Origin of the sequence: Antribacter soli (assembly GCF_021568775.1) — a bacterium.
In the GTDB taxonomy this organism is placed as follows: domain Bacteria; phylum Actinomycetota; class Actinomycetes; order Actinomycetales; family Cellulomonadaceae; genus Antribacter; species Antribacter soli.
Genome location: NZ_JAKGSG010000005.1, coordinates 126,489 through 148,614, shown reverse-complemented (window position 1 = coordinate 148,614; position 22,126 = coordinate 126,489). Strand labels below are relative to the sequence as shown.

The following is a 22,126-nucleotide window of genomic DNA, read 5'->3' as shown; positions in this document are numbered from 1 at the left end:
CCGATGGCCGACACGCACTGTCCCTACTGCGCGCTCCAGTGCGGCATGAGCCTCGCCGTCCCTTCGGGGGCGGCGGGGCCCGCCGCGGTCGTCTCGCCCCGGGAGTTCCCCACCAACCGGGGCGGGCTGTGCCAGAAGGGCTGGACCGCGGCGTCGGTCCTCGGCGCGCCCGACCGCCTCACCACCCCGCTGGTGCGAGGCGCGTCCGGTGAGCTGGAGCCCGCGTCCTGGGACGAGGCGCTGGACCTGGTGGCCGGGCGGCTCGCGGCGCTCGCGGCCGAGCACGGGCCCCAGTCGGTCGCGGTGTTCGGGGGCGGCGGCCTGACGAACGAGAAGGCGTACGCCCTGGGGAAGTTCGCGCGGACGGTGCTGCGGACCCCCAACATCGACTACAACGGCCGGTTCTGCATGGCCTCGGCCGCCGCCGGCATGAACCGCGCCTTCGGCGTGGACCGCGGCCTGCCGTTCCCGCTCGAGGACCTGGGCGGGGCAGGCGCCGTCCTCCTGCTCGGTTCCAACCTGGCCGAGACCATGCCGCCTGCCGTGCAGCACCTCGCGGGCTCGCGCGAGCGCGGCGGCCTCGTCGTCGTCGACCCGCGCCGCTCGGTCACGGCCCGCCTCGCCGACGACGGCGCGGGCATCCACCTCGCGCCCGTCCCCGGCACCGACCTCGTCGTGCTCCTCGGGCTCCTGCACGTGATCCTCGCCGAAGGCCTCGCCGACCTGCCGTACCTCGGCGCCCGCACGACCGGCTTCGAGGATGTCGCGCGCTCGGCCGCCGCCTGGTGGCCGGAGCGGTGCGAGGGCGTGTCGGGCGTGCCCGCCGACGACCTGCGCCGCGTGGCCCGGCTCCTGGCGTCCGCCTCGCCGTCGCGCGGCGGCCGCGGGGTGTACGTCCTCACGGGGCGCGGCGTGGAGCAGTCCACGCAGGGCACCGCGACGGTGACGGCCGCGATCAACCTCGCGCTCGCCCTCGGGCTGCCGGGACGGGTCGGCAGCGGGTACGGCGCGATCACGGGCCAGGGCAACGGACAGGGCGGCCGCGAGCACGGCCAGAAGGCCGACCAGCTCCCCGGCTACCGGAAGATCGACGACCCGGCGGCCCGCGCGCACGTCGCCGCGGTCTGGGGCGTGGACCCGGACTCGCTGCCCGGCCCGGGCAAGCCCGCGGTCGAGCTGCTGCGCTCGCTGGGCCGCCGCTCCGAAGGCGACGACGGGCCGCGCGCGCTCCTCGTGCACGGCTCCAACCTCGTGGTGAGCGCGCCCAACGCGACGTCGGTGGTGGAGCGGCTGCAGTCGCTGGACCTGCTGGTGGTGTGCGACTTCGTGCCGTCGGAGACGGCGCTCCTCGCCGACGTGGTGCTGCCCGTGACCCAGTGGGCGGAGGAGGAGGGCACGATGACGTCCCTCGAGGGCCGCGTGATCCGGCGCCGCAAGGCGCTGGAGGCGCCGGGCGAGGCGCGCTCGGAGCTCTGGATCCTCGCCGAGCTCGCCCGCCGCCTCGGCTCCGCGGTGGCGTTCCCGACGGACCCGGCCGTGGTGTTCGAGGAGCTCGCCCGCGCTTCCGCCGGCGGCCCCGCCGACTACTCCGGGCTGTCGCACGCGCGCCTCGACGCCGACGAGGCCGAGTCCGGCCCGGGCCTGTTCTGGCCTGTCCCGGCGGGCAACCCGGCCGGCACGCCGCGGCTCTTCCTCGAGCGGTTCGCCACGCCCGACGGGCGCGCCCGCATGGTCGCGGTGGACCACGCCGGGCCGTCGGACGACGTCCGCCCCGGCGCCCCCGTGCACCTCGTCACCGGACGCGTGCTCCAGCACTACCAGTCGGGCGCGCAGACGCACCGTGTCGCCGACCTCGAGCGGCTCGTCCCCGAGCCGTACGTGGAGCTGCACCCGGTCCTCGGTTTCCGCCTCGGCGTGACCGACGGCGCACGCGTCCGCCTCACCTCTGCCCGGGGCTGGGTCGAGGCGACGGCCCGCTGGACCGACGCCATCCGCCCCGACACCGTCTTCATGCCGTTCCACTGGAGCGGCTCCGGCTCGGTCAACCGGGTCACCACCGACGCCACCGACCCGATCTCCGGCATGCCGGAGTTCAAGGTGTGCGCCGTGGACGTCACCCCCGTCCCGCTGGAGGCAGCGCGATGAACCTCCGTGTTCCTGTGAAGATCGTCGTCGTCGGCAACGGCATGGTCGGCTCCCGCCTCGTCGACGAGCTGCTGCGACGCGACCCCGACAACGCCCTGGACATCACGGTGCTCGGGGCCGAGCCCTACGAGCCGTACAACCGCGTGCTGCTCTCCGACGTGGTGGCCGGCCGCACCGACGTGGCGGCGATCGGCATGCCCCTGCCGGACGCGCGCGCCCGCGTCCTGCGGGGCGTCGTCGCCCGGCGGGTCGACCGCGACGCCCGCGTCGTCGTCGCCGGCGACGGCTCCCACCACCCCTACGACCACCTCGTCCTCGCGACCGGCTCCGAGGCGCGCGTGCCCGACATCCCGGGCCTGCGCGGGCGGCTGGGAGACGCCGTCCCCACGTCGTCCACGCTGCCCGCGGGCGTGCACGCCCTGCGCACGCTGGACGACGCGCGCGAGATCGTCGCGGCCACCGTCAACACGCCGCGTGCCGTCGTGGTGGGTGGTGGCGTGCTCGGCGTCGAGGCGGCGCACGGCCTCGCGGGCCGCGGCCTGCGCGTGACGCTCGTGCACGGTGCCGGGTCCCCGATGGAGCGCCAGCTCGACGGCGAGGCGGGAGCCGTGCTGCGGACCGGGCTCGAGGCCGAGGGCATCGCGGTGCGCACCGGCGTGCGGCCGTCCGAGGTGCTCGTCGCCGGCGGGCGCGCCGTGGGCGTCCGGCTCGACGGGGCCGTCGACGTGCCCGGCGAGGTCGTCGCCTCCGGGCTCGTCGTCCTGGCCTGTGGCACCGTGCCGGAGACCGAGCTCGCCGCGGAGGCGGGGCTCACGGTGGCGCGGGGGGTCGTCGTCGGGCACGACCTCGCGAGCCCCGACGACCCGCGGGTCTTCGCCGTCGGCGACTGCGCCCAGCCGCCCGAGGGCTCCCGCGGGCTCGTCGCCGAGGGCTGGGACCAGGCGCGGCGCCTCGCCGAGCACCTGGTCGCGGTGGCCGAGCGCGGGATCCGCGAGTCGGCGCTCGCCGAGCCGCGGCCGGCGGTGGCGCCGCGGCAGATCGAGCACCTGCGCCTGCCGCAGCGGGGCAACCGGCCGAGCATGGCCGTGCGGCTCGGCACGCCCCTCGCCACGCGTGCGGCGACCGACCACGGCGTCGAGACGCGCGGGACCGACGTGGTCAAGCTCAAGGCCGGGAAGCTGAGCGTGGTGAGCATGGGGGTGTGCGGCGACGGCCGCACACCGCGGCCGGGCGAGCGTGCGGTCCGGCTCAGCGACCCGGGCGCGGGCCGGTTCGTCGAGGTCGTCGTGGCCGACGGCGTCCTGGTCGGCGCCACCTGCGTGGGCGACGCCCGCGTCGGAGCCGACCTGACCGCTGCCTACACGCGGCGCTCGCCCGTCCCCGTGGACCCGGCCTTCCTGCTGCTGACGCCCGTCGCTCCGGCGGCGGCACCGGCGTCGTCCCCGGAGCACATGCCGGACGACGCCGTCGTGTGCCGCTGCAACGGCGTCACCAAGGGCGACATCACGGCGTGCGGGGCCACGACGCTCGAGGGCGTCGCCCGCGAGACGCGCGCCACGACCGGCTGCGGCGGCTGCAAGGACGCCGTCTGCGGCTTGGTCGAGTGGATCTCACGAACCACTTCCGTTGCTGGTGAGAGAGATGTTGCGACCCCGCAACTTCCCACGCACCGTGCCGAAATTGCCGCTTCGTAAGGTCGGGATCATGGACAGCTCAGGAGAGTCCCGTCGGCTGGTGGTCGTGGGTGGCGGCATGGTCGCCCAGCGCTTCGTCGAGGCGTTGCGTGCCCGCGACACGGCGGGCACGTGGCAGGTGGACGTCTTCGCGGAGGAGCCGCGCAAGCCATACGACCGCGTGGCCCTCACCAAGTACTTCGAGGTGCGCGACCCCGAGGAGCTGACCCTCGGCGACCCCGCGCTCTGGGACGACCCGGCGGTCACGCTGCACCGCGACTGCGCGGTCACCGCGATCGACCGCGAGGCGCGGACGGTCACGGACCGTCTCGGCCGCGTGCACCCGTACGACGAGCTCGTGCTCGCCACGGGCTCGAACGCGGCGATGCCGCCCATCCCGGGCAACGACCTGCCCGGCGTGTTCGTCTACCGCACCATCGACGACGTCGCGGCGCTGCGCGGCTGGGTCGAGCAGAAGCGGGAGGCCGGCACGACGGCGGGCGGGTTCGTCAAGCCGGTGCGCGGCGCCGTCATCGGCGGCGGCCTGCTCGGGCTCGAGGCGGCAGGCGCGCTCAAGGCGCTCGGTGCCGAGGCGACCGTCATCGAGTTCGGCACCCACCTCATGGGCGTGCAGATCGACCTCGGCGGCGGTCACGCGCTCAAGCGCCTCATCAACGACAAGGGCATCGGCGTGCGGCCGCAGACCGCGACGTCGGCCATGAAGCCGCACAAGCGGACCGGTCACGTGGGTCACCTGGAGTTCGGTGACGGCGGGCGGCTCGACGTCGACGTGGTCGTGGTCGCCACCGGTGTGCGCCCCCGCGACGAGCTCGCCCGGACCGCCGGCCTGGAGATCGGCGAGCGCGGCGGCGCCGTCGTCGACCTGGCCTGCCGCACCTCGGACGAGCACGTCCACGCCATCGGCGAGGTCGCGTGCATCGAGGGCCGCTGCATCGGCCTGGTCGCGCCCGGCTACGCCATGGCCGAGGTGGTCGTGGACCGCCTGCTCGGCGGCGAGGCCACGTTCCCGGGCGCCGACACCGCCACCAAGCTCAAGCTGTCCGGGGTGGACGTGGCGTCGTTCGGCGACGCGCACGGCCGCACCGAGGACGCCATGGAGGTCGTGTGGGCGGACCCCGCGGCCGGTGTCTACAAGAAGCTCGTCCTGTCCGACGACGCGCGCACCCTTCTCGGCGGCGTGTTCGTGGGCGACGCCGCGCCGTACGCCTCGCTGCGCCCCATGCTCGGCAGCCAGCTGCCCGGCGACCCGGGCGCCTTCCTGCTCCCGGAGGGCGGGGGCGGCGCGCCGGCCCTCGAGCTCCCCGACGACGCGAACGTCTGCTCGTGCAACAACGTGTCGGCGGGCACGATCCGCGCCGCCGTCACGGAGCACGAGTGCACCGACGTCGCGGGCGTCAAGGCCTGCACGCGCGCCGGCACCACGTGCGGCTCGTGCCTCCCGCTCGTCAAGAAGATCACCAACACCGAGCTCCAGCGGGCCGGCATCACGGTGAGCAACGCTCTGTGCGAGCACTTCGAGCTCACCCGGGCCCAGCTCTTCGACGCCGTCCGGGTCGCCGACCTGCACACGTTCACCGAGATCATCGGCCGTTTCGGGCGCGTGCCCGAGGGCGCCGACGGCCCGGGCCGCGGGTGCGACATCTGCAAGCCGGTCGTGGCGTCGATCCTCGCGTCGCTCGGCAACGGGCACATCCTGGCCGGCGAGCAGGCCACCCTGCAGGACACCAACGACCACATGCTGGCCAACCTCCAGAAGGACGGCACGTACTCGGTGGTGCCGCGCATGCCCGGTGGCGAGGTGACGCCCGAGGGCCTCATCGTGGTCGGCGAGGTGGCCCGGGACTTCGGCCTCTACACGAAGATCACGGGCGGCCAGCGCATCGACATGTTCGGCGCCCGCGTGGAGCAGCTCCCCGACATCTGGCGCCGCCTGGTCGACGCCGGCTTCGAGTCCGGCCACGCCTACGGCAAGTCGCTGCGCACCGTGAAGTCGTGCGTCGGTTCCACGTGGTGCCGCTACGGCGTCCAGGACTCCGTCGGCATGGCGGTCGACCTCGAGCTGCGGTACCGCGGCCTGCGCTCGCCCCACAAGCTCAAGCTCGGCGTGTCCGGCTGTGCCCGCGAGTGCGCCGAGGCGCGCGGCAAGGACGTGGGCGTCATCGCCACGGAGAAGGGCTGGAACGTCTACGTGGGCGGCAACGGCGGCTTCACCCCCCGTCACGCGCAGCTCCTCGCCGAGGACCTCACCGACGAGGAGCTGGTGCGCACCATCGACCGGTTCCTCATGTACTACGTGCGTACGGCCGACCGGCTGCAGCGCACGGCGACCTGGATCCAGGACGTCGAGGGCGGTCTCGAGGGCGTCCGCAAGGTCATCCTCGAGGACTCCCTGGGGATCGCCGCCGACCTCGACGAGGCGATGGCCCGGCACGTCGCCAACTACGAGGACGAGTGGCGCGCCGTCCTCGACGACCCGGAGAAGCTGCGCCGGTTCTCGTCGTTCGTCAACGCCCCGCGCACGGCGGACCCCACCCTCGCCTACGTGCCCGAGCGCGGCCAGCGCCGCCCGGCCACCGACGAGGAGCGGGCGTCCGGCGTGATCATCGCGGGCCCGAAGCTGGAGGTGCGCGCATGAGCGTCACGCAAGAGCAGCCCGCCGCGGCGGCCCCCCAGACCGACGATCTCAGCTGGGAGCGGGTCTGCCTCCTGAGCGACCTGTTCCCCGAGCGCGGCTCGGCCGCGCTCCTCGGGGACACGCAGGTGGCCCTGTTCCGGCTGCCCGACGACGTCGTGGTCGCCACCCAGCAGCTCGACCCCTTCTCGGGGGCCAACGTGATGTCGCGGGGCATCGTCGGCACCCGGGCCGGTGTCCCGACCGTCGCCGCGCCCGTGTACAAGCAGGTGTACTCCCTGGTCACCGGCGAGTGCCTGGACACCGCCGGGTACAGCCCGCGCCCCGGGCGGGAGCCGCGACTGGTGAAGTACCCCGTGGAGGTGCGCGACGGCGTCGTGCACGTGGCGGTGCAATGACGGGGAAGGTGACCCTCGTCGGCGGCGGGCCGGGCGACCCCGACCTGCTGACCCTGCGCGCCTGGCGGGCGCTGCAGGCGGCGGACGTCGTGGTCGCGGACCGGCTCGGCCCGGTGAGCGCGCTCGACGACCTGCCGGCGCACGTCGAGGTGATCGACGTCGGCAAGACGGCCGGGCACCACCCGGTGCCGCAGGACGAGATCAACGCGATCCTCGTCGCCCAGGCTCGGGCGGGGCGCAACGTCGTGCGGCTCAAGGGCGGCGACCCGTTCGTCTTCGGCCGCGGCGGAGAGGAGGTCGTCGCGTGCCGGTCCGCCGGAGTACCGGTCGAGGTCGTGCCGGGTGTCACCTCCGCCGTGAGCGTGCCCGAGCTCGCCGGCATCCCCGTCACCCACCGAGGGATCACGGCCGCGTTCCACGTGACGAGCGGGCACGGCGGTCTCGATTCGGCAGGTCTCGTCGCCGTACGGGACGGGACGGCTACGCTTGTGATCCTGATGGGGGTGTCGATGCTCGGCACCATCGCGGAACAGGCGCTGGCCGCCGGCGCCGACGCTGCCACCCCTGTCGCGATCGTGGAGAACGGCTCCACGCCCGCCCAGCGCGTCACGCGCGCCCGCCTCGACGAGGTGGCGCGAGTCGCCGCCGAGACGGGTGTGACAGCCCCAGCCGTCATCGTGATCGGTGGCGTGGCGGCAGACGGCGTGCTGGAGGGTGCTCGTGACGGACACATGGCAGGTGCCCGTGGCTGAACCCGACCCGGGCCCCCAGGGCTCGGCTCGCCCTGCCCTGGGCCAGGTCATGGCGGGTTGCACCGTCCTCGTGACGGCGGAGCGACGGTCCTCCGAGCTGGCGGCCGCGCTCGAGCGCCGGGGGGCGACCGTGCGGCACGCCCCTGCGCTGAGCATGATCCCGCACGTCGACGACGCGACCCTGATCGCCGCCACGCGCGCGATCCTGGACGCGCCGCCGGACGTCGTGGTCGTCACCACCGGCATCGGCTTCCGCGCGTGGATCGAGGCCGCGGACGCCCACGGCCTCGAAGAGCCCCTGATCCGGATGCTGTCCGCCACCCGCCTCGTGGCGCGCGGCCCCAAGGCGCGCGGCGCGATCCAGGCAGCGGGGCTGCACGCCGACTGGGTGGCCGAGTCCGAGACGTCCGCGGAGGTCGCGGAGGTGCTGCTCAGCGAGGGGGTCTCCGGCCTGCGCATCGCGATCCAGCACCACGGTGCGGGCTCCGACGGCCTCGACGAGGTGTTCGTCAAGGCCGGGGCCGAGGTCGCGAGCCTCATCGTGTACCGGTGGGGGCCCGCGCCCGACCCGGAGGCCGTCCGCGCGAGCGTGTGGGCAGCGGCGGCAGGTGAGATCGACGCCGTCGTGTTCACCTCCGCGCCGGGCTCCGAGGCGTGGATGCAGGCCGTGGAGGCCGAGGGGCTCGGGGCCGCGGTCGTGAAGCGGTTCACGTCCGGCGCCATGGTCGCCGCGGCCGTCGGTCCCGTGACCGCCAAGCCGCTGGAGGACCGAGGAATCGTGCCGCTGCAGCCGGAGCGCGGGCGTCTCGGCGCCCTCGTCCGGGCCCTGGTGGGGCACTACGAGCACATCGAGTCCGTGGCGCTCGCGACCGTCGCCGGGTCGCTCGTGATCCGCGCCCGCGTGGCCGTCCTGGACGGGAAGGTCCTGCCGCTGTCGCCCACGGGCGTGGAGGTGCTGCGGCTCCTGGCGTCCGCGGGCGGGGACGTCGTGCCCCGCGACCGGGTCCTCGACGTGCTCCCGGGCGAATCGACCGACCCGCACGCCGCCGAGGTCGCGATCGCGCGCCTCCGCGAGGCCACGAAGCGTCCCGACCTGGTCAAGACGGTGGTCAAGCGCGGCTACCGCATCGAGCTGGCCCCGGCGGCGTAGAGCGCGGGTACAGCTCTCGCAACATCACCCGCCGCTGACCTGACCCGCGGCAAACGCGCCAGACCGCCCCTGGGCCGCTCAACAGTGTTGTTGAGCGGCCCAGGGGCGGTCTGGCGCGTGCCTCCCGGGTCCGCCGTCAGGAGGGTCAGCCGGCCGGTCTGGGTCAGAGACCCAACCATTCCTGGACGAACTTCGTGGAAGCGATCAGTGGGCAGGAAACGGGTCGAGTCGCGGAGTGAGATGCTGCCCGCCGAACGGATCGGCGCGCGGGAGCGTCCGCCGTGGGACAGGCCGGGTGACCGGCGGAGAGGGTGGCGGTCCATGAGGACCGGTGGAGCGTCGTGAGCGCGCGATGGGACGACGAGATGACCTCGTTGGTGCAGATGCACGGCAGAGCGCTGGTGGGCTATGCGTACGCGCTGTGCGGCGACGTCGGCGAGGCGGAGGACCTGGTGCAGGAAGCGCTGTTCCGGGTGTACTCCCGGTTCCGTCGGCCGGCGTCAGCCGCACCGTCGGCGGTGCATCCGTTGGACGAGGGGCCGTCGCAGGAGGGCGGCGCGCGGGCGTACGTGCGTCGCACGGTGCTCAACCTGTACGTGGACGGGTATCGGAAGCGCCGGACGTGGGACAAGCACGAACCGGTCCTGGCAACCCAGGAGTGGGTGGGAGGACCGGCGACCGGGGTGACGGCGCGGGCCGACATCACGGCGGCGCTGGGGCGCCTGTCCCCCCGGCAGCGTGCCTGCGTGCTGCTGCGCTACTACGACGATCTGACGGTGCCGCAGATCGCCGACGCGATGGGCTGTGCCCAGGGCACCGTCAAGCGATACCTCTCGGACGCGCTCGGCGCGCTGCGGGGCGTCCTCGAGCCGGAAGGAGAACTGCGATGAACCAGTACGACGAGTCCGACGACCTCGGCGAGGTGGGCGCACCGCACGGCGACATCCTCGCCGAGACCTTCGGCGCCCTCGTTGGCTCGGCCACGCCGCCCGACGCCCCGTCCGCGCCGGAGCGGAACCTGCCGGTCCTGCGTCGGCGGGTCCGCCGACGCAGGGTCGTGAAGAGCACGGGCACGGCGGTGGGCGTCGCCGCCTGCCTGGTCGCCGTGGCCGGCGGCCTCAGCTGGGCCCTGCCCGACCTGGACCGGGAGCCCCTGCCGGCGGAGACGGTCTCGACACCGTCGCCCTCCCCGACCTCGGCGCCCTCGACGCCGACCTCGGCGTCCCCGTCGACCTCGACGTCCCGGTCCGTCGCCTCCATCCCGTACAGGGCCGGTTGGCGCCCGGAGGCGTGGCGGATCACCCCGGGCGTCGAGAACGTCGCGTGTGGCGCGTCCGTCGACGACCTCGTCTCGGGTTCGAGCGTCCTGCACCTCGAGCGTACCGGTGACCTGCGTCCTGACACGGAGCGGGGCGGCTGGTCGCTGCCCGTGCGGATCGCCGTCGATCCGGGGACCGACATCCCCTGGGAGGTGGCGTACCCGACGCTCGTGTGGATCCAGGACGGCGTCGTCGTCGACGTCGGAGGCGACTGGAACGAGTACGAGGGCGAGGTGGCGTCGGCCCTGGCCGAGGACGAGGTCTGGACCGGCGAGGCGCGCGCGGGCAACGCCTCCCAGTGCAGACCGGAGACGATCGTGGATGACGACGTCCCGACCGAGCGGTATGGGAACGAACGACCCGGCGGGACCTTCGAGGTGCGGGCCGTGTCGGTGTACGACTTCGACAACGACGGCAGCTACGGCCTGCTCGTGAGCGATCCGGTCGAGGTCACCCTCGAGAGCGGTTCTGGCGCACCGTTCCCCGAAGGTGGTTCGGGCTGGACCGACCCCGAGGTGCCGCCCTTGGAAGAGCGTTGGGTCGCAGGGTACGGGATCTCCGGATCCGACGTCGTCTGCCTGGCCCACCAGTCGTCGTTCGTCGAGGCCGACCCCGATTACACGCTGGAGATCACCGGCACGGTCACGGGGTCGTCCGACGAGTGGAGCGCACCGGTCCGGCTCGTGCCGTCGGCGGGAGCCTCGACCGTTCCGTGGGGTGAGCCCGCGCTGCTGCTCATCCGGCCCGACGGCCGGCTGGCCGGGTACGGCCGGCTGGCCGAGGAGGACTGGAGCGAACCGCGGATCTGGCCGCACCTTGCTGCGGGCACGACCGAGGGCCTGGCGGTGGCGGACAGCTCGATGCCGTGCCGGGGCTGGACGACAGTGCCGGAAGCCTTCGCCGAGCCTCCTTACGACCCGGTCCCGGCGGGCAGCTACACCGTGCGGGCCGTGACCGAGATCGACCCGGAGTCCCGGAGCCACGAGTACGACGACAGCGGCAAGGACATCGAGGCCCGGCGCCTCGTGTTCAGCGACCCGGTCCGTGTGACGGTCAACGAGGACGGCTCGATCACCCAACGGTGAGAAGCGGTGAGCCACGACGCGGGGCGCCTTCCGTACGGGAGGCGCCCCGTACGTCGTCGGGCGGTACAACGATCCGCGCGGCCCGAGCGTCATGCTGGGTAAGGGAGTTCGGGGAGGTGCAACATGGCGACCTGGCAGGACGAGCTCGGTGAGCTGATGGTCACCCGCGGCCGCGCCCTGGTCCGGTACGCCTTCATGCTCTGCGGCGACCGCGCGCTGGCCGAGGACCTGGTGCAGGACGCCCTCGTCAAGGTCTTCTCGCGCCTGCGCGGCCCCGGCAGAACCCCCGGCACGGCCGCCGGTGCGGTGGTCCACGACCTCGAGGCGGCGGGCGTGACCAGCGCGGAGGCCTACGTACGGCGCGCGATCCTCACGCTCTACCTGGACGGTTACCGCAGGCGGCAGCGGTTCGCGGGCATCCGCCACCTCTTGCCCGACGCCGGTCCCTCGCCCTCCCCGGAGGGCGTCGCCTCGGCCCGGACGGACGTCACGGCGGCGCTGGGCCGACTCGGCCCGCGGCTGCGGGCCTGTGCGGTGCTCCGCTACTACGAGGACCTCACGGTGCCGCAGATCGCCGACACCCTCGGCATCGCCGAGGGCACGGTCAAGCGGTACCTGTCCGAGGCGACGACGTCCCTGCAGAAGTCGCTCCAGTCCGAAGGGAGGACCGCACCATGAACCGGTCACGCGACCAGTGGACCGAGCCGGGCCGGGACGACGTCCTGTCCCGGGCGATGCACGACGCGGCCGAGAGGGTGGACGCCGGTCTGCCCGACGACCACCTGTACGCCTCCGCGTTCGCCAGGGTGCGGGACCGCGCCCGGCGCCGTCGGGCGGCCAAGGTCGGTGGACTCGGTGCCGCATCCCTGGCGATGGTCGGCGTGCTCGCCGTCGGCGCTGCTCAGCTCGGAGGCCTGCTCAGGACGGAGCCGGTCGTGCCCGGCGGGTCACCGTCGGTGACGGTCGTGGAGCCGGCGCCGTCCGCCCCGACGACCCCGGCCCCGACGACGACCTCGAGCCCGACGGAGTCGGCCTCGGACCCGGCGTCGCCCGCGCCGGAGGTGCCGGCGGGCGACTGCTCGGGCGCTTCCCTGGCCGGTGAGGCCGCGGACTTCTCGGGACTGCCGGAGGGCGCGCGCCGGACAGCGGAGCTCCTGCTCGACGCCGCCACGCGATGCGACGAGCAGCTCTTGTACACGGCGGCGACGGAGAGCGCGACGAACCTGTCCTTCGGGGACCAGACGCCGGACGAGGTGTTCGCGTTGCCGGAGGACGAGGACCAGGCGTACGGGACGCTTGCCCGGCTGCTCGCCCGCACCGAGGGCGCGTACGACGAGGCATCGGGGCTGTACGTGTGGCCGCGGCTGCAGCTCGCGGCGAACCTCGGCTCCGACGAGGCCTGGCGGGAGGTCGTGGACGCCGGGATCCTCACGCAGGAGCTGGCCGACACCATGCGCGGGTCAGGTGAGTACCACGGCTACCGCGTCGGCATCGCCGAGGACGGGACCTGGCAGTACTTCGTGGCCGGCGACTGAGGCCGGCTCGTCGGGTCACGCTCGAACCGGAGGAGTCGGACGGATAATGGCCCTCGTGACCTCTGACGTGCTCGCCCCCGCGCCACATCCGTCCGGCAGACCGACCGACACCGTCCCGCAGGGGGCCCGGTCCCACGTCGCGGACCTGGCCGCCTTCGTGGCGGCGGCGCCGTCGTCGTACCACGCGGCCGTGGAGGTGGCTCGGCGTGCGGGGGCGGCCGGCTTCGCCTGCCTGACCGAGACGGACGAGTGGCGCATCGAGCCGGGCGGCCGCTATGTGGTGGTCCGCGACGGATCGGTGATCGTGTTCGCCGTCCCGTCCGACGCCGGCCCCACGACCGCCTTCACGATCCTCGGTGCCCACACCGACTCGACGGGCTTCAAGCTCAAGCCCCGGCCGACCACGGGCAGCGCCGGCTGGTGGCAGGTGGGCGTCGAGGTGTACGGCGGTCCGCTGCTCAACTCGTGGCTCGACCGAGAGCTCGAGCTTGCCGGCCGCCTCGTCGCGCGGGACGGTTCGGAGCACCTTGTCCGCACCGGACCCCTGCTGCGCATCCCGCAGCTCGCGGTCCACCTGGACCGCAACGTCAACGACGGCCTGGCCCTCGACAAGCAGCGCCATACCCAGCCGGTGTGGGGCCTCGGCTCCCCGGAGGACGCCGACGTCCTCGGCGCGCTGGCGGCGGAGGCGGGTCTCGACCCGGCAGACGTCGCGGGGTACGACGTCGTCCTCGCCGACACCCAGCCCGGCCGCACCTTCGGCGCCGGCCAGGCCCTGTTCGCCTCCGGCCGCCTCGACAACCTGCTGTCGGTGCACGCGGGCCTGACCGCCCTGCTGGCGCACGCGGAGGGCGAGGACGCGGACGAGGGCGAGCGACCGGTGTCGGGCGCCGTCGCGATGCTGGCGGCCTTCGACCACGAGGAGATCGGCAGCGCGTCCCGGTCGGGAGCGGCCGGGCCGTTCCTTGAGGACGTCCTCGCGCGGGTGCAGGCAGGGCTCGGCGCGGGTCCGGAGGAGCGGCGCCGCGCGCTGGCGGCGTCCTTCCACGTGTCGTCCGACGTCGGGCACGCGGTCCACCCGAACTACCCCGAGCGCCACGACCCCGCGAACCGTCCGGTCGCCGGCGGGGGACCGATCCTCAAGATCAACGCCAACCAGCGCTACGCGACGGACGCGCACGGGGCGGCGCGCTGGAACACGGCGTGCGAGCGTGCGGGCGTGCCGAGCCAGGAGTTCGTGTCGAACAACGCGATCCCCTGCGGGTCGACGATCGGCCCGATCACCGCGACGCGGCTCGGCGTCCGCACGGTCGACGTGGGTGCGGCGATCCTGTCGATGCACTCGGCGCGCGAGCTCACCGCTGTGGTGGACCCCTGGTACCTGTCGCGGGCGATGCGCGCCGTCCTCGAGGGCTGAGCGGGGAGGGGGGGGGGGGGGGGGGGGGGCGCGGGGGGGGGGGGGGGGGGCCGGGGCGGCGGGGGGGGGGGGCGCGGGGGGGGGCGCCGCCCCCCCCCCCGGGGGGGGCGGGGGGGGGGGCGGGGGGGCCCCCCCCCCCCCCCCCTCCCGGGGTGTCACGGCTGGCCGTGCTCGCCGATCGTGACAGTGACGGGCTCGCTCACCACGAACCGCCCCTCGTCCGCGCCGCGCAGCGGCAGCACCGCGACCATCTGGTAGGTGCCTGCCGGCCGGTAGGTGCGGTAGAAGGGGTAGATGGTCGTCGGCGCGCAGGTGGTGACCACGCTGCCCGTCGCCGTGGTCTCCACGCGGTCGCCCGGTTCGAGCGTCGCGGGCTCCGATGAGCCCGGCTGCGCGGGCGACCCCGACCCCACGTCGACGACAACGCCGTCCTGCAGCCACACGATGGTCGGGTCCGACCACTGGCCCGATCCGCCTTCGATCCCGGCGAGCTCGACCGGGACCCTGAGGAAGGGGCGCTCGAGGAATGGATCGCCCGTGATCGTGAGCTCGAGGTCCGGTTTGCTCGAGGGCAGGTCGGCCGCGGGGGAGCCGCACACGATCCCCGCATCGGCGAGCGGGAGGAATTCCGGGTTGTGACCGGGCGCGAAGGGCGCCGGATCGGCGGCCTGGTCCGGCACCGTCACGGAGAGCGGGTCGCTGAGGACCAGCTGGGCCGCCGGCTCGTCGTTGCGCTGGAACCAGGTGACTGCGCGGACCTCGTACGTTCCGCCGACCCGAGGTGTCAGTGCATGTTCGAACGCGTTGCCGGTCCCGACGATCGTGTAGTCGCCGCACGACGTCTCGAAGCCCGCCGACGCGACAACCTCGACGGCCTCTCCCGCGCCAAGGGTGGTGATGTGCGGACCGTCGGTGTTACCGTCGCCATCGCTGTCACGCAAGCCATTCCTGCCGTCGCCGTCGGGTCCGTAAAACCACGCTCCGCCCTCGTGCCAGCCGAAACCGAGGTCCACGACGCGGCCGTCCTGCACCCACACGAGCAGTGGGTAGCCGCTCGAGTACTCCCCGGACCGGCCGGCCGTCTCGGTGATCCGGACCGGGACCTCCACCGCGTCGTCGTACTGCCCTGCGGGCCCGGTGACCTCCATCCGGATGCCGGCCGAGGACGACTGCGCGACGAGGTCGTCGATGGGCATACCGCAGGTGACGTCGAAGTTCGAGCCCCATTCCCCCGGGTTGAGACCGTCGAGGAAGACCGCGTCCGTCATCGCGTTGCCCGAAGGCGCCGTCGAGGACGAGGGCGTGGGCGTCGGGCTCGGCGTGGGGGTGGTGCTCGGGGCGGACGGGCTGGGCACAGCGGTGGGTGAGACGCCGGGGAGCGGGTCCGGCCGGTCCCAGGGCGTGCTGACCACCGCGACCGCCACGAGGGTCGCGACCATGAGGCTGCCCGTTCCCAGCGCGGCTTTCTTCGCCGCGCGTCGCGTCCGGATGCGCCGGTGGATCATCGGCAGCAGGGCCTCCGGTCCCGTCGGCGATCCGGGGCGCGGGGCCCGGGACATGCCGCGGAGGGTCTCGGCAAGGAGGTCGACGCCCGCAGGGTCGGACCAGGTGTCTTCGGGGCGTTCGTTCATCATCGAGGGCCTCCCTCGGGGAAGATGCGCGCGTAGGCGCCAGACTGTCCGGGGTCGAGCACGCCCCGGAGCTGTTCGAGCGCGTCATGGAGGTGGCGCTTGACGGTGCCGGGTGCGGCGCCCAGGACCTCGGCGATCTGCGGGACCGTGAGGTCGTCGAAGTAGCGCAGGGTGATGCACACCCGCTGGCGCCGGGACAGGCGGGTCAGCGCGTGGGCGACGTCGGCCCGGACGGCCGCGCCGGATTCCGGGGACCGTTCGCTGTCCGCCGACGCGACGAGGGGCTTGAGCTCGAACCACTTGCGGCGGCGCCGATAGTCGTCCAGGTAGAGATTGAGCACCGTGCGCCGGACGTACGCCTCGGTGTACGTGAGGGGCCGGTCCTGGGCCGGAACGACCTGGATCTCGACACCCGCCATAGTCGGCGCGGGGATCGCTGGTGGCTTGCGCAGCCGGGAGAAGATGCGGACGACTGCTTCCTGCACCAGGTCCTCGGCCTCACGGAGATCACCGCACAGGACGTAGGCGTAACCCACCAGTGCTCGGCCCCGCTCGGAGACCAGGGTGGTGACGTCGTGCTCCCACGCGGCGGTCATCTGACCGGCCCGCCGGTCCGACCGCTGGTCACCTGCGGTGACACCTTGTTCGGCATCGCGCCCTCCTCGCTCTGCGAGGGATCATCCCTCGTCAGCCGCCCCGACGAACGGCGCGTCGAGAACGTTGAGGCGGGCGGGGGAGAACTTGGCGAGGAGGGCTGGAGCCGGGCCCGGAGCTCAGCGGCCGGGGTGGGTGCACGACCCCGGGCCCGGCGGTCAGTGGTGCCGCATCAGAGGCGGCAGACGGGGGAGACGGTGCGGTCGGCGGTCCAGACGTGGGCGCCGACCTCCTCCCGGAGCTGTTCGAGCAGCTCGTCGCGCACACGGGGGTGACGCGAGATGTGCTCGAGCGACGGTACGACGACGTGCCGGGCCTCGGCGCGCCGCAGCTCGGCCGTGAGCTCGCTGAGGGCGCCGCGCTCCCCCGGCCGGTTCTCGCGGAACGTGGCGGCGAAGCAGAAGCCCTCTTGCTCGGCCAGCTCATGGAGCCGGCGTTCGAGACGCTCGGCCTCCTCGTCGCCGGGCGCGACGGTGGCGCGCAGATAGCCGTACATCAGAGGCTTCAACTCGGCCTCCGACGAACCGTCGGTGGTCATAGGACTGCGAGGTTGCGCTCGGCGAGCAGAGCCTGCTCACAGGGCCACAGCGTGCCACAGACCACGCACTCGTGCCGGTCGACGGCGTGCCGGTCGAGGACGGCGGTGGCCGTCAGGCGCAATGCCGCCAACGAGGTCTCGAGCGAATTGTCACTGTCCATCCCAGTGCCCCTCTGTAGATCGACGTGGTTCATCGACATGCTGGAATTGCGAACTTCCGTTCGGAGAGCGCCAGAGGCCCAGTTGGTGGAACACTGCGGCTCTGACGATGTCGTGTCCACAAGATGTGGCCTCGCTGGGAATGCGCGCACTCGGTGCCGGTGATATCACAAGGGTGATTTCCGCTCGGCCAAGATCTATCGCGAATTGCTGGACACAAGAGGGGGCCTCGTGTCGCGTGGGACTGTACGGACCTGTGCCAGGTGCGGCTGCGTTCTGAGCCGCTACAACTCCGACGACCAGTGCGCGGCCTGCCGTCGCACAGCGCGGGTGCCGGTGGTCGAGCTGCCGACCGTCCCGCCGCACGTGTGGCAGGACCGGGGGGTGCGCGCCGCGCTCGCCGGCTGGGACTTCGGTCAGGTCAGCCGGCTGATCCGCCAGCTTGTGCCGTTGCGCCAGGAGGACGTGGCGGCCCTGACAGGCCTCTCCCAGTCGTACCTGTCGATGCTGGAGTGCGGCGAACGCCGCCTCACCGACATCGCGCGCGTGGTCCAGTTCCTCACCGGCCTGGGCACACCGGCGGACCTGGTCCGGCTCCCGCTCCCCGACGGCGGAGCGCGCCTCGAGCGTACGCCGTCCGGCTCGGTGCAGATCGCCCGGGTGACGGGCGCCGCCGAGCAGAACGGTGACCTCGATCCGGAGCTGCCGTGGACCGCGGACCGGATGCTCGCGGCGCTGTCCAAGGCCATCGACGTGGGCGCCGGTGCCGGCTCCCCGGTGGGCGGCGGTGTGAACGGGGTCGCGCTGACGGCGTTCGTGCACCACTGGGGCGCGGAGGAGGCCGAGCCGCTGCGCCGCGCCGCGACGGGGGCCCGCATCTCGGCCGGGCTCTGCGACCACCTGCAGGGCACGATCGACGAGCTCCGGGTCATGGACGCGGGCTCCGGCAGCGGCGCCGTCGCGGACCTCGCGCGGGCGCACCTGTCGCTGGTGAACCAGGTCCTGCGGATGAGCACCTACGACGAGGAGATCGGCCGCCGGCTGGCCGCGATCGCGGCCGACACGGCCACGCAGACCGGCTGGTTCGCGTTCGACGCCGGACGCCACGAGGCCGCCCAGGAGTACATGCTCGCGGGACTGCGGGCGGCGCGTCAGTCCGGCGACGAGCGGCTCGGTGCGGGCGCGCTGAGCTACCTGGCGATCCACGGCTACTCGACCGGCCACCCGCGCGACGCCGTCGTGGCCGCGCAGGCCGGCCGGGCGAAGGTCAAGGGCCTGGACGCCCCCGCCCTGGAGGCGATGCTGCTCACCCGGCAGTCGCGCGGCCACGCGCGGCTGGGCGAGCAGACGGCCGCGATCCGCGCGCTGGAGGAGGCCGGCGAGCTGTGCTCGCGCGGCCGCGGCCAGGACGAGCCGCACTGGCTCTACTGGATGAACGAGGGCGAGATCCACGGGCAGACGGCGACGGCCCAGCTCGACCTCGGCGACCCGGCCCGGGCGGTCGCGAGCTTCGACCTGGCCGTCCGGACGCTCAACCCGGGCGACCAGCGCACACGAGGACTCCTGCTGAGCCGCGCCGCGCAGGCGTACGCGAAGGCGGGCGACCTCGACGCGGCGTGCGAGCAGGGGCACAAGGCGGCCGACCTGGCGGAGACGGTCCAGTCCGCACGCCTGCGCGACCACCTGCGCGACCTTGCGGGCGTGCTCCGCCCGGCACCGCGGCGGGGCAGCGGGTACGGGCATGGCGGGGTGCGCACCCTCACCGAGCGGATCGCGGCAGTCGCGGCCTCGTGAGGGAACCGGGCGGGGGGCGCAAGGTGCTCGTTCTCTGGGACATCGACCGCACCTTGCTGTACGTCGGCGAGGTGGACCGGCAGGCGTACCGGGAAGCGTTCGAGGAGGTCGTGGGACGGCAGGCGGAGCGCCTGCCGGCCCGCGGCACCGGCGTCACGATGCCGCTCGCGATCCGCGGGATGCTCCTCGACAACGGGGTGATGCCCGAGGAGGCCGACGTCCTCCTGCCGCGGATGCTCGACATCGTGCCGCGTCGGTTCGCGGCGCACGAGGAGGACGTGCGGCGCGACGGCGTCCTCATGCCCGGTGCGGTCGACTCGCTGGCCGCCGTCGCCGCGCAGCCGGACCTCGTACCCACGGTCGTGACGGGCAACCTCCGGGCGAACGCCCTCGTCAAGCTGGCCGTCTTCGGGCTGGACCGGTACGTCGACACGACGCTCGGCGGATACTCCTCGGACGACGCGTACCGGCCGGCGCTCGTGGGCGTGGCGCAGGCCCGCGCCGCGGCGAAGCACGGCACCGGGTTCGACAGGTCGAGCACGGTCATCGTGGGCGACTCGCTGGAGGACGTCCGCACCGGGCTGGAGGGCGGCGCGCGGGTCGTCGCCGTGGCAGCCGGCACCACGTCCGCCGAGGCGCTGGCCGAGGCGGGCGCCGACGTCGTCCTGCCCGACCTGACCGACCCGGAGCGGCTGCTCGCGGCGGTCCGCACACTCACCCGGCGAACCGTTCGTGACTCTCGTCACATGTGAGTAGACTCTGGGGCAATCCCGCCGTCGACGTTGCCGGCGGGCCCTTTCGTTCCCGAGCCGGGTCAAGCCCCGGGGGAAAGATCGTCGAGGAGGACGGATGCTTGCTCTCGGCACTACCAGCATCACCGTGGTCGCGGTGATCGCGGTCATCGGGCTAGCGGCGCTCGGTTGCGCGCTCGTCCTGCGCAGACAGGTCCTCGCCGCGCCGGAGGGCACGGCGAAGATGCAGGACATCGCCCGGGCCGTCCAGGAGGGTGCGTCGGCCTACCTGAACCGGCAGTTCCGCACCCTGGCCCTGTTCGCCGTCGTCGTGTTCGCGCTGCTCTTCCTGCTGCCCGGGGACGGCGGCGTGCGGCTCGGCCGGTCCGTGGCCTTCCTGGTGGGTGCCTCCTTCTCGGCGGCGATCGGCTACCTGGGCATGTGGCTCGCCGTGCGGGCGAACGTGCGCGTCGCAGCGGCCGCGACCCGGCCGAACGGCCGCGCGGAGGGCGCGCGCATCGCGTTCCGCACGGGCGGCGTGGTGGGCATGTCCGTGGTCGGTCTCGGCCTGCTCGGCGCGGCCCTCGTCGTGGTGATCTACGGGATGGAAGCCCCGGCCGTGCTCGAGGGCTTCGGCTTCGGCGCCGCGCTGCTCGCCATGTTCATGCGCGTCGGCGGCGGCATCTTCACCAAGGCGGCCGACGTCGGCGCCGACCTCGTCGGCAAGGTCGAGCAGGGCATCCCCGAGGACGACCCGCGCAACGCCGCCACCATCGCGGACAACGTGGGCGACAACGTCGGCGACTGCGCGGGCATGGCGGCCGACCTCTTCGAGTCCTACGCCGTGACCCTCGTGGCCGCCCTCATCCTGGGCAAGGCCGCGATGGGCGAGCAGGGTCTGGTGTTCCCGCTGATCGTCACCGCGGTCGGCGCGTTCGTGGCGCTCCTCGGCGTCTTCATCACCCGCGTGCGCGGGGAGGAGAGCGGCCTCACCGCGATCAACCGCGGCTTCTACATCTCGGCCCTGGCCGGCGTCGTCATCGCCGCTCTCGCGGCGTTCGTCTACCTGCCGTCCTCGTTCGAGGGCCTCGGCGGCACCGCGGACCTCAGCGGCGTGACCGCCGACCCGCGCGTCGTCGCGTCCCTCGCCGTGCTCGTGGGCGTCGTCCTCGCCGGCATCATCCTGTGGGTCACCGGCTACTTCACGGGCACCACGTCCAAGCCGACGCTGCACGTCGCCGCGACCTCCCGCACCGGCGCCGCGACCGTGGTGCTCTCCGGCATCGGGGTGGGCTTCGAGTCGGCCGTGTACACGGCCGGCATCATCGCGGCGGCGATCTGCGGCGTGTTCCTGCTGGCCGGCGGCAACATCGCCCTGGCCCTGTTCCTCGTCGCGCTCGCCGGCTGCGGCCTGCTGACCACCGTCGGCGTCATCGTCGCGATGGACACGTTCGGCCCGGTGAGCGACAACGCGCAGGGCATCGCGGAGATGTCCGGCGACGTCGACGAGGCGGGGGCAAAGATCCTCACCGACCTCGACGCCGTGGGGAACACGACGAAGGCCGTCACGAAGGGCATCGCCATCGCGACGGCCGTCCTCGCCGCGACGGCTCTCTTCGGCTCGTACGCCGATGCCGTGTCGCAGGCGTTGGCAGACGTCGCCGAGCAAGGCGGCGGCCTCGTGACCTCGATGATGAGCTACGAGATCATCTCGCCGGTCACCCTCGTCGGTCTGATCCTCGGCGCAGCCACCGTGTTCCTGTTCTCCGGCCTCGCGATCGACGCCGTGACGCGGGCCGCCGGTGCGATCGTGTTCGAGGTGCGCCGCCAGTTCCGCGAGCACCCCGGCATCATGACGTTCGACGAGCGCCCCGAGTACGGCAAGGTCGTCGACATCTGCACCAAGGACTCGCTGCGGGAGCTCACCACTCCTGGTCTCCTCGCGGCGTTCGCGCCGATCGCGGTGGGCTTCGGGCTCGGCGTCGGCCCGCTCGCCGGGTTCCTCGCCGGTGCCATCGGCGCGGGCGTGCTCATGGCGATCTTCCTCGCGAACTCGGGCGGCTCCTGGGACAACGCGAAGAAGATCGTCGAGGACGGCAAGTACGGTGGCAAGGGCTCCGATGCCCACGCCGCGACCGTCATCGGCGACACCGTCGGCGACCCGTTCAAGGACACCGCCGGACCGGCGATCAACCCGCTCATCAAGGTCATGAACCTCGTGTCGCTGCTCATCGCGCCGGCCGTCGTGATGTTGACCGTCCCGGCCGACGTCAACCACGCGCTCCGCATCGGGATCGCACTGGTCGCGGCGTCGATCGCGTTCGGCGCGGTCATCCTGTCCCGCCTGCGGGCGGCCCGTGTGGACGCCGAGCAGGCGGCCACGGAGGAGAAGACGCCGGTCGTGGTCTGACCGGCAACCGTCCCACCGAGACAGTCGGTCCACGACCTTCGTGGACCGACTGTCTCGTGTTCGTGGGCGGGCGGAACGGTCC

Annotated in this window: 18 protein-coding genes; 14 read left to right on the top strand and 4 right to left on the bottom strand. The window is 73.6% G+C overall.

The features are described from left to right. Positions 1 to 3: 3 nt before the first annotated feature. The 11 genes from L1785_RS01175 to L1785_RS01125 all read left to right on the top strand — a co-directional run bounded on the left by L1785_RS01175 (position 4) and on the right by L1785_RS01125 (position 14,127). Positions 4 to 2,145, top strand: coding sequence for a molybdopterin oxidoreductase family protein (locus L1785_RS01175; protein WP_236087277.1), 2,142 nt, complete (start codon positions 4 to 6; stop codon positions 2,143 to 2,145). Then, positions 2,142 to 3,839, top strand: coding sequence for an FAD-dependent oxidoreductase (locus L1785_RS01170; protein WP_236087276.1), 1,698 nt, complete (start codon positions 2,142 to 2,144; stop codon positions 3,837 to 3,839). The genes L1785_RS01175 and L1785_RS01170 overlap by 4 nt, the downstream gene beginning before the upstream one ends. Before the next feature lie 10 nt (positions 3,840 to 3,849). Beyond that, the gene (gene nirB, locus L1785_RS01165) at positions 3,850 to 6,474 is read left to right on the top strand and encodes a nitrite reductase large subunit NirB (RefSeq protein WP_236087275.1); all 2,625 of its coding nucleotides are present in this window, start codon (positions 3,850 to 3,852) and stop codon (positions 6,472 to 6,474) included. Continuing rightward, on the top strand, positions 6,471 to 6,869 hold the full coding sequence (gene nirD, locus L1785_RS01160) for a nitrite reductase small subunit NirD (RefSeq protein WP_236087274.1): 399 nt from the start codon (positions 6,471 to 6,473) through the stop codon (positions 6,867 to 6,869). The genes nirB and nirD overlap by 4 nt, the downstream gene beginning before the upstream one ends. Further along, on the top strand, positions 6,866 to 7,621 hold the full coding sequence (cobA, locus tag L1785_RS01155) for a uroporphyrinogen-III C-methyltransferase (RefSeq protein ID WP_308113224.1): 756 nt from the start codon (positions 6,866 to 6,868) through the stop codon (positions 7,619 to 7,621). The genes nirD and cobA overlap by 4 nt, the downstream gene beginning before the upstream one ends. Positions 7,622 to 7,670: 49 nt before the next feature. Next, positions 7,671 to 8,771 carry a uroporphyrinogen-III synthase gene (locus tag L1785_RS01150; protein ID WP_236087337.1) on the top strand — a complete coding sequence of 367 codons (1,101 nt, stop codon included), beginning with the start codon at positions 7,671 to 7,673 and terminating at the stop codon, positions 8,769 to 8,771. A 341-nt stretch (positions 8,772 to 9,112) separates the two neighbouring features. After that, positions 9,113 to 9,661, top strand: coding sequence for a SigE family RNA polymerase sigma factor (locus L1785_RS01145; protein ID WP_236087273.1), 549 nt, complete (start codon positions 9,113 to 9,115; stop codon positions 9,659 to 9,661). Beyond that, positions 9,658 to 11,175 carry a hypothetical protein gene (locus L1785_RS01140; RefSeq protein WP_236087272.1) on the top strand — a complete coding sequence of 506 codons (1,518 nt, stop codon included), beginning with the start codon at positions 9,658 to 9,660 and terminating at the stop codon, positions 11,173 to 11,175. The genes L1785_RS01145 and L1785_RS01140 overlap by 4 nt, the downstream gene beginning before the upstream one ends. Before the next feature lie 123 nt (positions 11,176 to 11,298). Further along, positions 11,299 to 11,853 (top strand): RNA polymerase sigma factor, encoded by a 555-nt coding sequence (locus tag L1785_RS01135; RefSeq protein ID WP_236087271.1) that lies wholly within the window; start codon positions 11,299 to 11,301, stop codon positions 11,851 to 11,853. Then, on the top strand, positions 11,850 to 12,710 hold the full coding sequence (locus tag L1785_RS01130; RefSeq protein WP_236087270.1) for a hypothetical protein: 861 nt from the start codon (positions 11,850 to 11,852) through the stop codon (positions 12,708 to 12,710). Before L1785_RS01135 ends, L1785_RS01130 begins: the two co-directional genes overlap by 4 nt. 46 nt (positions 12,711 to 12,756) lie before the next feature. Continuing rightward, complete coding sequence (locus L1785_RS01125) at positions 12,757 to 14,127, top strand: M18 family aminopeptidase (protein ID WP_372461769.1); 1,371 nt, start codon at positions 12,757 to 12,759, stop codon at positions 14,125 to 14,127. A 155-nt stretch (positions 14,128 to 14,282) separates the two neighbouring features. On the opposite strand, the gene L1785_RS01120 is transcribed toward L1785_RS01125, so the two are convergent. From L1785_RS01120 to L1785_RS01105, 4 genes are all read right to left on the bottom strand, one after another. Continuing rightward, positions 14,283 to 15,761 carry a hypothetical protein gene (locus L1785_RS01120; protein WP_236087269.1) on the bottom strand — a complete coding sequence of 493 codons (1,479 nt, stop codon included), beginning with the start codon at positions 15,759 to 15,761 and terminating at the stop codon, positions 14,283 to 14,285. After that, positions 15,758 to 16,354, bottom strand: coding sequence for a sigma-70 family RNA polymerase sigma factor (locus L1785_RS01115; RefSeq protein WP_236087268.1), 597 nt, complete (start codon positions 16,352 to 16,354; stop codon positions 15,758 to 15,760). The genes L1785_RS01120 and L1785_RS01115 overlap by 4 nt, the downstream gene beginning before the upstream one ends. 230 nt (positions 16,355 to 16,584) lie before the next feature. Next, positions 16,585 to 16,920, bottom strand: coding sequence for a recombinase family protein (locus L1785_RS01110; RefSeq protein WP_236087267.1), 336 nt, complete (start codon positions 16,918 to 16,920; stop codon positions 16,585 to 16,587). A gap of 26 nt (positions 16,921 to 16,946) precedes the next feature. Continuing rightward, positions 16,947 to 17,111 carry a hypothetical protein gene (locus tag L1785_RS01105; protein ID WP_236087266.1) on the bottom strand — a complete coding sequence of 55 codons (165 nt, stop codon included), beginning with the start codon at positions 17,109 to 17,111 and terminating at the stop codon, positions 16,947 to 16,949. A 334-nt stretch (positions 17,112 to 17,445) separates the two neighbouring features. Here L1785_RS01105 and L1785_RS01100 point away from each other — a divergent pair, with 334 nt between their 5' ends. The 3 genes from L1785_RS01100 (at position 17,446) to L1785_RS01090 (ending at position 22,044) form a co-directional block, all read left to right on the top strand. Next, on the top strand, positions 17,446 to 18,903 hold the full coding sequence (locus L1785_RS01100) for a helix-turn-helix domain-containing protein (RefSeq protein ID WP_236087265.1): 1,458 nt from the start codon (positions 17,446 to 17,448) through the stop codon (positions 18,901 to 18,903). A gap of 23 nt (positions 18,904 to 18,926) precedes the next feature. After that, positions 18,927 to 19,655 carry an HAD family hydrolase gene (locus tag L1785_RS01095; RefSeq protein ID WP_236087264.1) on the top strand — a complete coding sequence of 243 codons (729 nt, stop codon included), beginning with the start codon at positions 18,927 to 18,929 and terminating at the stop codon, positions 19,653 to 19,655. Positions 19,656 to 19,752: 97 nt separating this feature from the next. Continuing rightward, a complete protein-coding gene (locus L1785_RS01090) occupies positions 19,753 to 22,044 on the top strand; it encodes a sodium-translocating pyrophosphatase (protein ID WP_236087263.1) in 2,292 nt (763 codons plus the stop codon). Positions 22,045 to 22,126: the final 82 nt, after the last annotated feature.

Excerpts from the sequence above, each read along its gene's own strand:
- L1785_RS01175 (WP_236087277.1), top strand. The coding sequence starts at position 4 with ATGGCCGACACGCACTGTCCCTACTGCGCGCTCCAGTGCGGCATGAGC.
- L1785_RS01170 (WP_236087276.1), top strand. The coding sequence starts at position 2,142 with ATGAACCTCCGTGTTCCTGTGAAGATCGTCGTCGTCGGCAACGGCATG.
- nirB (WP_236087275.1), top strand. The coding sequence starts at position 3,850 with ATGGACAGCTCAGGAGAGTCCCGTCGGCTGGTGGTCGTGGGTGGCGGC.
- nirD (WP_236087274.1), top strand. The coding sequence starts at position 6,471 with ATGAGCGTCACGCAAGAGCAGCCCGCCGCGGCGGCCCCCCAGACCGAC.
- cobA (WP_308113224.1), top strand. The coding sequence starts at position 6,866 with ATGACGGGGAAGGTGACCCTCGTCGGCGGCGGGCCGGGCGACCCCGAC.
- L1785_RS01150 (WP_236087337.1), top strand. The coding sequence starts at position 7,671 with ATGGCGGGTTGCACCGTCCTCGTGACGGCGGAGCGACGGTCCTCCGAG.
- L1785_RS01140 (WP_236087272.1), top strand. The coding sequence starts at position 9,658 with ATGAACCAGTACGACGAGTCCGACGACCTCGGCGAGGTGGGCGCACCG.
- L1785_RS01135 (WP_236087271.1), top strand. The coding sequence starts at position 11,299 with ATGGCGACCTGGCAGGACGAGCTCGGTGAGCTGATGGTCACCCGCGGC.
- L1785_RS01130 (WP_236087270.1), top strand. The coding sequence starts at position 11,850 with ATGAACCGGTCACGCGACCAGTGGACCGAGCCGGGCCGGGACGACGTC.
- L1785_RS01125 (WP_372461769.1), top strand. The coding sequence starts at position 12,757 with ATGGCCCTCGTGACCTCTGACGTGCTCGCCCCCGCGCCACATCCGTCC.
- L1785_RS01120 (WP_236087269.1), bottom strand. The coding sequence starts at position 15,761 with ATGATGAACGAACGCCCCGAAGACACCTGGTCCGACCCTGCGGGCGTC.
- L1785_RS01115 (WP_236087268.1), bottom strand. The coding sequence starts at position 16,354 with ATGACCGCCGCGTGGGAGCACGACGTCACCACCCTGGTCTCCGAGCGG.
- L1785_RS01105 (WP_236087266.1), bottom strand. The coding sequence starts at position 17,111 with ATGGACAGTGACAATTCGCTCGAGACCTCGTTGGCGGCATTGCGCCTG.
- L1785_RS01090 (WP_236087263.1), top strand. The coding sequence starts at position 19,753 with ATGCTTGCTCTCGGCACTACCAGCATCACCGTGGTCGCGGTGATCGCG.